At 66.3% G+C, this 11,584-nt stretch carries 7 protein-coding genes; all 7 read right to left on the bottom strand.

Going from position 1 to position 11,584, the window contains the following annotated elements:
• Window positions 1–30: 30 nt before the first annotated feature.
• The gene (locus tag CH290_RS11550) at window positions 31–1,257 is read right to left on the bottom strand and encodes a DUF2399 domain-containing protein (protein ID WP_230621017.1); all 1,227 of its coding nucleotides are present in this window, start codon (window positions 1,255–1,257) and stop codon (window positions 31–33) included.
• Window positions 1,247–5,413 carry a TIGR02680 family protein gene (locus tag CH290_RS11545; protein WP_033189706.1) on the bottom strand — a complete coding sequence of 1,389 codons (4,167 nt, stop codon included), beginning with the start codon at window positions 5,411–5,413 and terminating at the stop codon, window positions 1,247–1,249. The genes CH290_RS11550 and CH290_RS11545 overlap by 11 nt, the downstream gene beginning before the upstream one ends.
• The gene (locus tag CH290_RS11540) at window positions 5,414–6,820 is read right to left on the bottom strand and encodes a TIGR02678 family protein (protein ID WP_026347988.1); all 1,407 of its coding nucleotides are present in this window, start codon (window positions 6,818–6,820) and stop codon (window positions 5,414–5,416) included. It abuts the gene before it with no gap.
• Entirely contained in the window at window positions 6,817–8,277 is a 1,461-nt protein-coding gene (locus tag CH290_RS11535; protein WP_027498511.1) for a TIGR02677 family protein, read from the bottom strand. The genes CH290_RS11540 and CH290_RS11535 overlap by 4 nt, the downstream gene beginning before the upstream one ends.
• A 134-nt stretch (window positions 8,278–8,411) precedes the next feature.
• Window positions 8,412–8,711 (bottom strand): Rieske (2Fe-2S) protein, encoded by a 300-nt coding sequence (locus CH290_RS11530; RefSeq protein WP_019666284.1) that lies wholly within the window; start codon window positions 8,709–8,711, stop codon window positions 8,412–8,414.
• Window positions 8,708–11,203: a nitrite reductase large subunit NirB gene (nirB, locus tag CH290_RS11525; RefSeq protein ID WP_033189707.1), complete on the bottom strand. Its 2,496-nt coding sequence runs from the start codon at window positions 11,201–11,203 to the stop codon at window positions 8,708–8,710. The genes CH290_RS11530 and nirB overlap by 4 nt, the downstream gene beginning before the upstream one ends.
• Window positions 11,203–11,550, bottom strand: a complete 348-nt coding sequence (locus CH290_RS11520) for a hypothetical protein (protein WP_019666282.1) — start codon at window positions 11,548–11,550, stop codon at window positions 11,203–11,205. The genes nirB and CH290_RS11520 overlap by 1 nt, the downstream gene beginning before the upstream one ends.
• Window positions 11,551–11,584: the final 34 nt, after the last annotated feature.

The raw sequence follows: 11,584 nt of genomic DNA, 5'->3' as shown, positions 1-11,584 counted from the left end.
CTCCGGCCGTTCTTGTCGGGGACGCTCGGCTCAGCTCAGGTCGCGCAGAAGATCGGGGATGGTCCGTTCCTCCATCACTGCCCGGCCGGACCGGTGCATCGCGTGTGCCAATTCGGGGTCCCACGGGCTCTCCGCGGGAAAACCTTTGAGGGGCTCCGAGTTTCTCGCATCCAGCGCCTGCTCGTAGGACTGCAGGTCCATCCGCCAGGGGACGGCGTCGTAGCGGGCGACAGCGCGACCGGTCATGCGCAACCCTGCCCAGTCGAAGTCGTTGCGCCAGTGGATCTCGGTCCCCGACCGGCGCCCGGCGAGCAGTTTGTGCACCGCAGCGGACGGTTGCCCGTCGGTACAGACGATCGCCCCGGACTCACCACCCAATGTTCGCGCTGCAGCGGCGATCACGGCGATGTTCTCGCACACGAAGATTCGGTCCGCGGTGTTGGTCAGTGGTCCCCGAGTGATCATGTCGAGCGTCAGAGGAAAGGGAATGCCCGCGTCCGCGGCTTCGTTCGACCACCGGGCCACCACGTGGTCCTCGGAGACCCGATACCCCAGCACGACGACACGGCTGGACAGTGCATCGACCGAGACGCCCGCGGTTTCCCACAGCAGACGAATGCCGACAGGATCGACCGGCCGCGGAATACCCTCCTTGAGAGACAACGCTTCCAGGACCAGCTTGGGTGCACCGCCGGACGAGAGAGCCTTCGTGTCGCCGCAGGCCAGCTCGGCCACTTCCGTCAAGGAAAGACCGTCCGCGGGAAGCACTGCGAGGACCTTGGTCGCGACAGCCAGAGCATCGACGGCAACGCGGCCGCCGAGGGTTCCGTCCTGATTCAACAGAGACGAGAGCCAGCGATCCAACCACTCGCCGTGATCGGTTGTCGCGAGCAGCGAGCGAGCGTTGTCGAGCGCCCGCGCCTTGACGTCGGCCTTGTCCGCGGCGATGCGCTTCTTGTCCTGCAGCGGTGCACGCTCTCGCAGTGTGTCCAGCAATCCGACACCGCCGTTGACGGAGTGGCCGAGCCAGGCGTCGAACCGGGCAAGATCGAGTCGTGACGACCTCGCTCGGCTCAGTTGAGACGACGATCCGTTCACTGCGCTCATGAGCCTCGACAGGTCCGGCGCGGCATCGAGCTGTACGGTGACGCTGCCCTCGACCTTCAGCCAGTTGGACTCCAGCTTCTTGCGTGCAGCGGCCAACAGCACGTCGAGTTCCGGTGTGCCGCGCCACCCGGCGCCGTGATCATCGGACAAAGTCGAGCCCACCTTCCGCTCGGGTCGGAACGCGCCTCGTCAGCGGCGACCCGAGTGCGGACGCCAGGTCACCTCCGTCGTGTTCCTGGAGCAGCTCGCCGTTCGCCCACACCATCAATGCTGCGCTGACGGTGTTCTCGGCCGCTGAATGCGCCAGGTCGTAGTGCGCACAGCCCGGCACGTCGGCGTAGGTGATCCAGAGGTCGAATCCGGTCATGAACAGGTCGAGATCGAACTGAACGCTCAGGCCGAGCAACTCGCTGCGACCGTTGTCGTCGACGCCTGCGAACGCTTCGTCGAGCGCCAGCAGCCGTGGGCAGTGAGGATCCGCGGAGGACAGCATCACATGCGCTGCGGCGAACAACGGCAGGTGAAGCGACACCGACTGTTCGCCTCCGGACAACGCACTGTGCTTGGCGACGGTGAGCCGATCCTCGGTGCCGTCGCCTCGAATCAGACTGAACGAGAACACACGCCAGCGTCGGTAATCCAGCGTCGATGCCAGGATCTCGGGATACGAGCGCTCGGGATGCGCAGCTCGGGCAATTCTGATCTCGGATGCGAAGTGCGCGCGCATCTTCGCGAGGTCGTCCGAGCTCAATGCCGACGCGTCCCGGTCGAGCAGCTTGGAGATCTCGCGGGCACCGTCGTCGAGATTGTCCGCCAGAACCCAATGCACACCGATGGTGTTGCCGGAGGACATCTTTCGCTGCTTCATCTCACTGGCCATCTGTCCGATGAGCTCACGAGCGTCGACGGTGCGTTCGTGGATCTGCTGTGCAAGCCCGGTCAGGAGAGCATCCTCGAGGATCCTGCGTTCGTGCTCGGTGAGGAGCGTCTCCTGGTTGGATCGTGCGTCGCCGATGCGGTCGGCGAAGTCGCCGATCGAGGAGTAGCCCTGTTCGTCCTGGACGCGAACCACTGTCAACCCGTCCGGGGCGTCCCACTGAAGTCGGTAGTCCTGACCGGACGACGCGAGCTGCGAGTCGAACTCCTGCAGCGCGGTCGTCAGCGACGTGCGCGTGCTCTTGCGGTAGGACTCACCGGCTTTCACCGATGCCGTGGCCTCGTCGAGCGCCGCGTGCAGTCCGGCGACTGCGACCGGGAGCACCTGGAAGTCGTCGTCCGGCGCCGCCGCATGCTGGATGCGGTAGAGGATCTGCTCGACGCCGAGCCACGCGGAGTCGCTCGACGGCCACGCGTACGGATCGTGCACACCGAGAATGGCGAGCAGGTCCTTGCGTGCGTAGGGAGCGAGACGCTTGGCGTCGTCGATTCCTTCGGTGAGTGCAGCGCGCAGACTCTCCTGTGCGGTGTTGCACGCACCCTCGGCCTTACCGATGGCCTCGCCTGCGTCCTTGTCGGCCTTGCGGGCGGCGCGCTGCTCGACCTTGCACGCCTCGATCTTCTCGCGCGCACGTTCCAGATCGGCGTTGATCTGATCGGCCGTCGACCCGAGTTTCTCGCTGAGAATCTCCAGCTTCTGGACCTGTTGAAGATGACTCTCCTCGGCGATGGCCGCTTCCTCCGCGAGTTCCTCGGCCAGGCCGGTCTGCTCCTCCAACCTGTTCAACGCTTCGCGACCGCGTTCGGCCTCGCGCACGCGGTCACCGCGTCGGCGCAGGACCAGCTCGCCTTGATTCTGGAAATGTCGAATGGCCGCGGCCAGCGAGTCGATCTCCCGCGCGGTGTGCGGTGTGCGGTGCGCGACCGCCGTGGAACGTAGATGCTTTTCTCGGGCGGACAGTTCCGCGATGGCCTGGTCGAGTTCGGCGTCCGCAGCAGCTGCCCCGGCCTGTGACGTCCGCAAAGCCCCGGCGGATTCCGTCACGGCCTTCTGCGACTTGATGATCGCCGACGCCTTGGGCAGCTGCTTGGCTGCCGCGGCGAGTCCGCGAAGAAGGTCGGCGGCCGAGCGTTCCTCTTCTCGGGTGGCGTTCAGCGACGCCTCGGAACCGGCGATGGATTTGTCGAGCTCGGCGATACGGGTACCGCGGCGGGCTGCGCGGGCCGTCGCTCCGATGTACTCGGCGTCCTGCTTCCGGTGCCGTCCCCGCTGAAGTCCCTGACGGAACCGGCCGTCGACACCGACACACGTCACGCCGTCGACCAGTCCCAACGAGATCGAGGACAGGATGTCTCGAATCAGTTCCTCCGGCACGTCCGTCCCCGACTCGGGAACGAGGACGTCCACCAAGGTGGGACCGGTCGGGCGGGACTCCACGGGAGCGGGAACGAGGTACTGCTCGGACTCGAGCGAGTCGGGGACGGCTGTCGGCGAGACCCAGCCGTCGAGCAGGTTCGCGGCCTGCAGTGCGGATTCGACACCTGCCGCCTCGGACGGATCGACGCCCTCGGCGAACCGCACGAGCTGCCACAGCGGCGCACCGAGCAGACCGTCACGCGAGGACGTGCGTGCCGCGAAGGGTGGAGGTGCGTCGTCGTGTTCGGCGCTGACGAGGTCCCGCTCGGCCCGCATCGAGGACAGTTCCTCGGTCAGCGCGGCAGCACCGAGCTGTGCGTGCGTTCGCCGAGCCCGGACGGTATCGAGTCCGTCGGCCGAGGCGTCGGCGAGCACGGTGTCCAAGCTCGGCCCGTCGTCCTCGCCGATACGCGGAACGGCGGCATCGAGAGCCTCGAACGCCGACGACGTGATGCCGGCGAGTTGGTAGGTGGACGAATGTTCGGACCACCACGCCCGCAGCGCCGACGTGTACTGCGCCCGTGCGAGTTCCACCGATGCCTCGGCTTCCGTCACGGCCGCGCGTGCGGCGTCCAGCAACTCGTGCGCCCTGGTGGCACTGCGGTCCGCGCGCGCACGTTCGGTGCTCGCCTTCTCCGCTGTTCCGAGCGCTTCCCGCACGGCGCGCACGTCGCCGTCACGTTCCTCGGCGTGACCACGCACAGCGGTGCTGAACTGGTCGGTGCGCGCGCCCGCGGGCATCGACGCCCACGCGATACCTGCGTCCTCGGCAGCGGCCTGCAACTCCTCCTCGGCGCGAGCGAGCGCTGTCGTCGCATCCTTCAGCGCAGTGTCCGCCCTCGCGGATTCGGTGGTGCGCTTCTCGAGTTCGGCCTGCGCACCCCGTGCACGCTCGGACTGTTGGGCGGCCGAGACCTTCAGTTTCGCAGCCGATTCCGCCAAGTCGTCGAGTTGCTGCTTGCCCTCGTACGCGCTCGAACGCTGCAGCGTCTCGCGATCGGCAAGGGCCTGGTCGAGGGCGCGTTCGGCGTCGTCGAATCGCTTCTCCGCCGCCAGACGCTCCTGCAACCGACGTTCCTTCAGTGCGGCTGCGGCGAAGTGCGCCGTTGTCGCATGGGTCACCGCTTCGAGCCTGCGGGAGACCTGTTCGACATCCGAGCGAGCCTGCACACGGAGATACTTCGAGTAGACCCCGACGAAATTCTTCGCCGCCTGGTCCGCCTGGGCAAGACCTTCGAGGGCCCGCCCGACCTCTTCCATGTCGCTGAACGAGCGCGCAGCTTCGAGCACCAACTGATCGTCGAGGGGACGCAGCCCGTCGGTCAGCGCCTGCGACAACCCCTTCGGATCCAGGTTCTTCGCGAGCTGCGGACGGCGAAGCGTCAGAATGAGATTGATCAGCTGGTCGTACCGCTCCGCGCCGAGTCCGAACATGCGAGCGTCGATAGCAGCCCGATAGTCCACGGGACGATCGGTCAAAGCGTCGGTGCCCAACTGCTCGGCGAGTTGCTTCTTGGTGAGCGGGCGGTCGTCGGAGCCCAGCAACGAGAAATCCACCCCGGCGCGACCGTCGGCGACGAAGTACCAGCGAGTGACCTTGTCGTTCTGTCTGCTGGCACGCATTCCGATTCCGACGGTGACCGACTCCGGGTCCTCGTGAGTGCCGCGCGAGAACTCCATCCAGACGTAGGAGTGCGCGCTCTCCTGACCGCGATAGAGCAGGTTGGACTTCATCGTCCGTTCCTCACCCGCGAACGGGTTGAGCCGGCGCGGTTCGATGCGCCCGTCGAGGACGAAGGGGAACAGAACTTCGAGGGCTTTGGTCTTACCCGAACCGTTCGGACCACGGAGGACGAGCCGCCCGTCGGCGAACGAGAACTCCTGGTCACGGTAGTCCCACAGGTTGACGATTCCTGCTCGCGTCGGGCGGAAGCGCTCGGAGTGTGCGGTCATCTACTGCGCCTCGATTTCTGTGTCCGTGGAACGGCTGTCGAACAAGGAGTCCTGCGGTACCCGGTCTCGCACGCTCACCATCACATCGCGATACCGGGCGATGACGGGAAGCACGAGAACTCCGCCGGACATGATGTGCACCAACCGAAGTCGATGCAGCATCTGCACCGCTCGTTCACGCAGGCCGTCGGGGTCGGCTTGCCACTGGGCGGCGAACGTGCGGCCGAAACGTTCGACCAGATCGGCGACGGTGTGCGCGAGCCAACTGTTCTCCACGAACGGATAGGTGGCCGGTGGGGTGCCGGTATCGGGGACAGGGCCCGTCGGCGACCCGAATTCGGCCAGGTCGTCGAAGATTCCGCCACCGGGGATGGCCGCATCCAGCCGCGTCACCAAGTCGTCGTCCGCGACGATCGCGTGGTGCGCGAGCGCATGGTGTGCGAGGGCGTCGGCGTCCGGGTCGACGACACGGTCGGATATCTCGCCGGCCAGGAGCAGTGCGACCTGGGCGATGGTGCCGGTACTCGGGAACCGTACGTCGGACATCCTGCCCGCGGTGTCGATCAGCGTGACACCCTCGGCGCGGCGTTCGGACACCAAGCCGGTGAGCAGTTCCACGTCGGCGACGGTTCTGTCCGCCGCGAGTGCGGTGCGCCCGTCCTGATCCAGATCCTCGAAGTACACGACGGGGCGTTCGACCAGAGCGCGTCTGACCTTGCGCAACGTCTCTTTCGGATCCGTGGGGCGCGCGGCGTCGTCGTCCGAATCCTCGTCGACCGGGGAGTCGGATCCCACGAGTAGGCCGGTGACCGAACGCAGATGCTGCACTGCTCGCGGCGGCCGGAACAACGCGACGACCACCGAACGCTCGATGTCGTACAACGCCTCGCCCGAGGACGGATTGCTCGCCCAGCCCGACGCGTCCCCGTCGGCGAGAGAGATGGCACCGCGAGCTGCCAACCAGCCGACCGCGTCGACGAACGCATCCCGGTCGGACGCTCGATCCGCTTCCAACTCGACGCCGTCGACCTGCCCGGCCTCGGCGGCGACGTGGTCGGCGAGCTCGGACAGAGTGATCTGGTTGCCTGCTCGTCCCAACGCGGCCATGGCCAGTGCCAGGTAGGCGTATCGGCGTCGATCGAAGATGCGGTCCGAGGCCGTGCGGGCGGGTTGGCTCGGATCGAGCGAGTCGATCACCGGGTACACGCGGGCCGTCGTCTCGGTGACCTCGAGTCGATACCCGAAGAGTTCGAGAAGGTCCTCGCGCAGTTCCGTCGCCCACCTGCGCAGAAGTGGCAGCGCGATGCGGTCCGGATAGTCTCGGGTGACCAGGTGGTTCGCCAATGCCACTCTCGCGGCGCGCTGGTAGGAATCGAGTGCGAGAGAAGGTATTTCACGTGCTCTCATCGACCGGCCACCTCGGCCACGTCCAGCTGCAGACGGTCCAGGTGCAGTCGGCCGCGCGCCGTGCGCACGACGGTCGAGGTCTCGGATGTGGTCAACGTGAGCTTCACCCCGCTGTCGGATCCGGTGGATCCCGACGTTCGTCCACTGACCCGAACTCGCGCGGTCAGTGCGGCGTTCAGTAGGCCGAGCAGCACCTCGGTTTCCTCCTCGTCGAGGGTCCGTTCGTAGACGCCGTCGGACGCCAGTGAACGTGCGGCTGCACTGCGGACTCGCTGGGCTTCGAGTTGCTGCTCGCGGAGCCTCCTGATTCCGCCGTCGTTGCGTTGCACCCGGCCGGGAAGCCCGGGCGACGGCGCCCGACCGGTCTCCGCCAGCGTCCGTGAGATCTCCACCGGTGGTGCCTCCCACCAGGAGCGGGAGGTGGGGATGATGTCGGCGTCCGGGTGCACCATCGACAGATGGCGCGGACGGCCGAGCCCGAACACGGCGTGGAACAGGGCATGCGCACTGTCTTCGCTGGACGTGTTCGCAAACCATCCCGCCAGGTGACGGAGCTGACTTTCACGGCTGACGCCGCCCTTCCGGGTCTCCGTGACGCGTCGGAGCAGCGACAGCACGGCCGCGATCGCGCTCATGGTGCCCTCGCGGAGGCGTTCGGACTCGCTGAGCTCGGCGTCTGCTGCGACGAACCAGTGCGACAGGCCGGACCACCGTGCCCGCCAGTCCGCCGTGCGTTCCTCGACGGTGAGGAACACGCGCTCGTCGCTGACCGCCGCCCGGTGGATCAGTTCCGATATTCCGGTCGACTCGACCACCGCGATGGCTTCGGCGAGCTTGGGTGCGTACCGCGTCAGATCCGAGCTGAACTCGCGCATGTGCGTCAACAGCGCATCCTTGTGCACCAGAAACGTCTCGGGGGTGATTTCCGTGGTACGCACCAGGTCGCCGAGAACGAGGTAGAAATGTGCTGCGCGCGTTGCCATTTCGGACAGCGTGGAGTCCAGGCGGCTAAGCTTGCGGTAGATGCGATCGCCGTCCGCTTGCCGATTGGCCTCGGCGAGCTCGTGCATGTCGGCGAGAAGTTCGGGCAGAACGAGCCGGGACAGAGAGGCGTCGTCGAGCCGTGCGCCCAGCACGTCCTCGACGGCGCGGAATGCCTTGTACCCGGCGCCGCTGAACTGATACACGAAATGACGGTTCCGATACTCCGCGAGTGTCGCCGCGCGAGATCCGTCGTAGCTCCGCTCGAGTAGTTCCCACGCGTGCAGTTGTTCGAGCAGGGGCGCGATCTCCGCCGCTCCGAGCCGAAGATTCTCCGGCGCATTCCTCGCCAGTGTGTCCGCGACATCGGCGGCGTGCAGCAACACGACGTAGTTGGCGCGTGCGATGTCGAACGCGCGCAACACCCAGAGGTACTCGGCCCGCTTCTCTGCCACCGTGAACGCGAACAGTTTCAGCCGTTCTTCCTGCAGAAAAGCAGTCGCAGTACTGTGCCGGATGTCGTCGACCACCGGCTCCGCTCCTGATTCGCTCACTGCAACAGGGTAGGCGTCCACTGCCCAGGAGCGAAAAACACGCCGAAGGGTGCGATTCAGACGTCGACGGTGACCTTCCCGTCCACCACCGCTGCCGGGTATGTCCTGACGGAATCGATGCCGCTGGGGCACACACCCGTGTCGAGCGAGAACGTGTACTGGTGCAGCGGGCACATCACCACGGAGCCGTCGATCTGGCCGTCCGCGAGCGGGCCTCCCTTGTGAGGACAGACGGCGTCCATGGCGCGTACGGTGCCGTCACCGAGCAGGAAGACGGCAACCTGCTTGCCGTCGACCACATAGGCGCGGCCTTCCCCAGGTGTCAGGTCCTCCACGGCACCGACGGGGATGCTCATCGGACCGGGACCCGAGGCAGCGGAAGCAGGGGGAGCGACGGTGCGAACTGGGCGGGCGACTTCTGCTCGACCCGGTCCTGCCACGGGTCGCGGTAGCCGTCGACGGACGTCTGCATTCGTTGCTCCAATCCCGCGACGATCCCGTCGGCGTCCTCGATCAAGATCCGCTGGAGTGCTTCCAGGCCGATACGGGGAACCCAGGCGTAGGTCCGCTCGAGCCAGTGGGCCGTCTCCCGATAGTGCTGGATGAAGATTCCCGCGACACGGATCACTTCATCGGCGCCGACCACGGTGGCGAGCAGATCGCCCTTCCTGATGTGCGCTCCCGCTGCACCGCCCACGTAGATCTCCCACTTGTCCTCGCCGACGGACACGACACCGAGGTCCTTGCACAGTGCCTCGGAACAGTTGCGGGGGCAGCCGGCGACGGCGAGTTTCAGCTTCGCCGGGGTCTCCAAGCCCTGGAACCGGTCCTCGAGCGCGATGCCCAGTGCGGTCGAATCGCCGAGACCGAACCGGCAGAAGTCGCTGCCGACGCAGGTTTTGACGGTCCGCATGCTCTTGCCGTAGGCGAAACCGGACGGCATGTCGAGATCGCCCCACACCTTGGGGAGGTCTTCCTTCTTGATGCCGAGCAGATCGATGCGTTGTCCGCCGGTGACCTTGACGAGCGGCACCTGGTACTTGTCCGCGACGTCGGCGATCCTGCGCAGTTGGTCCGGGGTGGTGACGCCGCCTTTCATCTGGGGAACCACCGAGAACGTGCCGTCGCGTTGGATGTTGGCGTGGACGCGGTCGTTGATGAACAGTGCTCCGCGCTCGTCCACCCAGTCCGGTCCCCACACGGTGCGGAGCAAGGACGCCAACGGCATCTTCGACGGCACGTCCTCGCGGCCGCCGGTCGCCAGTTCGGTGAACACCTGCGACACCGACTTCAGATCACGCTCGCGGATCACCTCGATGAGGGCGGGCTTGGACAACGGGATGCACGGGACGTACCAGTCCGCAGCCGGGTCGGCTTCGACCGCGCCGCCTGCGGCACAGGCCAGGATGTCGGCGACCAACCCCTTGCACGATCCGCATCCTTTCCCGGCGCGGGTCGCGGCCGTGACGTCGCCCATCGACTTGGCGCCCGCGTGGACACAGGCGACGATCGTGCCCTTCGTGACTCCGTTGCAGTTGCACACCTGAACGTCGTCGGCCAGTTCGGCAGCCCCGGTCGCCGCGGTAGGGGTGCCCATGTCGAAGAGCATGCTGATCCGCTCGTCGGGCAGCGGTACCTTCTCGTCGAACGCCTGCGTCAAGAAGTTCGCTTTGCTGATGTCACCCAGAAGCGTTGCGCCGATCAACTTTCCGTCGCGGACGACCACGCTCTTGTAGGTACCGCTTCTGGGCTCGTAGAACTGGACGAACTCGTCGTCCTCACGCTCGGGTCCCTTCACGCCCATTGCGGCGACGTCCACCCCGGCGACCTTGAGCTTGGTCGTCAGCCTCGAACCGTGGTACGCGGCAGCGGGATCCGTGCCGGTCAGGTGCTCGGCAAGTACCACGGCCTGCTCCCACAGCGGTGCGACGAGGCCGTACACCTCGCCTCGGTGCTGGCAGCATTCACCGACCGCGAAGATCGATCCTTCGTCCTCGCAGCGCAACTGGTCGTCGACGACGATTCCGCGCTCGATGACGAGGCCGCCCCCTCGTGCGAACTCGACATTCGGGCGGATTCCCGCGGTGACGACGATCATGTCCGCGGGCAGCGACGTGCCGTCGCCGAAACCGACACCGGCAACTGCGCCGGTCTCGGTGCGCAGAACGGAGGTCGTGCGTTTGGACGTGTGCACTCCCACGCCCAGCGATTCGATCTTGTTCCGCAGCAGCTTGCCGCCGCGTTCGTCGAGCTGCTGGTTCATGAGATGACCGGGGGAGTGCACGACGTCCGCATCGAGGCCCTGCGTGCGTAGACCGTACGCTGCTTCGAGTCCCAGCAGGCCACCGCCGATGACCACTGCGCGCAGGTCGTCCTGCGACGCCGCCATCTGCAGCATCCCGTTGGTGTCCTCGATGGTCCGAAACCCGAACACGCCGCGGGCAAGTCGGCCGTCGGGTTCACGGAGTCCGTCCATGTTGGGGAAGAAGGTGTTGCTTCCCGTCGCGATGATCAAGATGTCGTAGGGCACGTCGCGACCGCTCTCGCATCGCACCGATTTCGCGAACCGATCGAGGGACACTGCTCGGTCGCCCGCGTACAGAGTCACGCCGTTCTCCCGGTACCAACTCATCGGGTTCAGGAGGAGATCCTCGTCGTCGACGCCGGTCTCCCCGGCAAGCACGTGCGAGAGCATGATGCGGTTGTAGTTGCCGTACGGTTCGTCGCCGATCATCGTGACGTCGAACCGATCGGCGCTCCGTTTCAGAATTTCCTCGACCGTTCTGGCGCCTGCCATTCCGTTGCCGACCACGAGCAGGCGGGTCCTGTTTGATTCGGACCCCGACATCAGATCAACACCAGACCGAAGTCGACGACGACCTCGCCCGTCGTTCCCTCGGGAGCTGCGACGACCAGCTCCAGGACCGAGTCCGGGTCGACGTCCTCGACCACACGCAACGGGATGTTGACCCCGCTCTTGGCTCCCATGGGGAACAGACGCATCGGCTGCCCGTCCCGGAGCAACGAAACCACGACGAGTTCGTCGCTGGAGTTTCCGCCCCTGAAGTACAGCGGCTGCGCGATCGATCCCGACGGTACGACGAAGGTGGTGGACGGGTCGACGTTCTCCGGCTTGTCGAGTCCGTGTCCGGTGAACGGGAAGACGCCCTGCAGAAACCGCGGTGTGCTTGCCATGCCACGACTGTCGCGCCGAACGGTGACGCGGTGG

The sequence above is a fragment of the Rhodococcus sp. 06-156-4 genome (genome assembly GCF_002259345.1).
Lineage (GTDB): Bacteria > Actinomycetota > Actinomycetes > Mycobacteriales > Mycobacteriaceae > Rhodococcoides > Rhodococcoides fascians_E.
The sequence above is the reverse complement of the archived record's forward strand: the minus strand, read 5'-3'. Positions and strand labels throughout refer to the sequence as shown.

What these genes read in the sequence shown, in the direction of transcription:
- CH290_RS11545 (WP_033189706.1), bottom strand. Translation starts at nt 5,413, where the DNA reads ATGACCGCACACTCCGAGCGCTTCCGCCCGACGCGAGCAGGAATCGTC.
- CH290_RS11540 (WP_026347988.1), bottom strand. Translation starts at nt 6,820, where the DNA reads ATGAGAGCACGTGAAATACCTTCTCTCGCACTCGATTCCTACCAGCGC.
- CH290_RS11530 (WP_019666284.1), bottom strand. Translation starts at nt 8,711, where the DNA reads ATGAGCATCCCCGTCGGTGCCGTGGAGGACCTGACACCTGGGGAAGGC.
- nirB (WP_033189707.1), bottom strand. Translation starts at nt 11,203, where the DNA reads ATGTCGGGGTCCGAATCAAACAGGACCCGCCTGCTCGTGGTCGGCAAC.
- CH290_RS11520 (WP_019666282.1), bottom strand. Translation starts at nt 11,550, where the DNA reads ATGGCAAGCACACCGCGGTTTCTGCAGGGCGTCTTCCCGTTCACCGGA.